This is a genomic window from Oceanivirga salmonicida (genome assembly GCF_001517915.1).
GTDB classification, from domain to species: domain Bacteria; phylum Fusobacteriota; class Fusobacteriia; order Fusobacteriales; family Leptotrichiaceae; genus Oceanivirga; species Oceanivirga salmonicida.
The window spans coordinates 1-1,393 of the sequence record NZ_LOQI01000132.1; the positions used below are offsets into that span (position 1 = coordinate 1).

General features: G+C 25.0%; 3 protein-coding genes. All 3 read left to right on the forward strand.

Annotation, left to right across the window (positions count from 1 at the left end; all coding sequences use genetic code 11):
- Positions 1–653 precede the first annotated feature (653 nt).
- Positions 654–857, forward strand: coding sequence for a lichenicidin A2 family type 2 lantibiotic (locus tag AWT72_RS08540; RefSeq protein WP_067143630.1), 204 nt, complete (start codon positions 654–656; stop codon positions 855–857).
- Between the two features lie 75 nt (positions 858–932).
- Complete coding sequence (locus tag AWT72_RS09545; protein WP_156413137.1) at positions 933–1,091, forward strand: type 2 lantibiotic; 159 nt, start codon at positions 933–935, stop codon at positions 1,089–1,091.
- 113 nt (positions 1,092–1,204) lie between these two features.
- On the forward strand, positions 1,205–1,393 hold the full coding sequence (locus tag AWT72_RS08545; RefSeq protein WP_067143633.1) for a hypothetical protein: 189 nt from the start codon (positions 1,205–1,207) through the stop codon (positions 1,391–1,393).

Below are 1,393 nucleotides of genomic sequence, written 5' to 3' on the forward strand. Positions count from 1 at the left end.
GAAAACTTAAAATATCAGGAGTTTCAGGAGTTAAACGAGAATTAATACTAATATGTATGGGATATAACTTTAAAATACATATGTATAAAAAGAAACATAATAAAATTGGAAATATTTTACATGATTTAAAAACAGCTTAACAAGAAAAAATGTATTATGCTATTTTTTTGTCGACCAAAAATAAATGAAAATATATAATTAAGAATTTGATGAGTAAATTCATCGTTTTTTTTTTCTAAAAAAAAAAAGAGAGTTGCAATAAGCAGTTTAAAAACTACCTATTTGCAACAGCCCCTTAATCATATTAAAATTATATGATAAAGTATATTAAAAATCAAATAAATTATTAAAAATGTTGCATTTCAAACTTTATTCTACAAAATTTTTTCAATGATATTGACAAAAATACAAATCATCTTATAATATACTAATCATAATTTTAGATATTAGTAATTGTTATGTAAAAAATTAAAAATAATAAAATATTAATATAAGAGAATATTAGAATCATAGTGGTTAAGAATAGGGAGGAAAAGTGAAAAAAGAAGATTTGTGTACTACACTTTGTATTTCTTTTGGAATGGTTATAGGAGCTATTTTAGGTTATATAGCTTATGTTAAACATTGGATATCATAATTAAAAGGAGTATTTTATGGAAATAAAAAGCAAAATAGGACTTGGTTTTGAAGAATTAAGTCAAGAAGAAATGGACTTTATAACAGGAGCAAAAGGAGCTGCACAGCCTTATGCAACTCCAACTACTTTTACTCTTATAACACCAAGTTCGGCTGCTTGTGTAAGTGGTAGTTTATCAGCTTTATCGGGACTTGTTTCTTATACGAAGAGCTGTATTTAATTATTTTTAGGAGGATATGTCATGGATTCGAAAAAATTAATAGGTAATAGTTTTGAAGAATTAAGTAAAGAATAAATGGACTTTGTAACAGGAGCAAAAGGAACTGTACAACCATATGCTTCTCCAACTATTAGTTCTATATATTGTGTTGCAACAATTAAGGCTATTAGTGGTGCTGCTGGCAGTTTTGTTGTAAGTTATATTGCATCTGCATGGGCAAAATGTAGAGATTAAATAACAATTTAAATTCATAAACCATTAAATTAGTATTTTATAGTTATAGGTTTGTCTTAGCTGCTATGATTTTAATATTTTCTTATATATATTAGTATTAGGAGGAAAATTCAATGAAAAAAAATTTTGTAAATGCTCTTAATTTAAAAGAGAGATGTTTTGCTATTAAAAAAGCAATAAAAGAAGGGATTATATCCGAAGATTTAGATATTAACTCTTTAAATAGTTGGAGAAATCGGAAAAGTTCGTTATCTTTAAAACAATTTAATGAATTGTTAGATTTATTTATAAGGAAATTATAA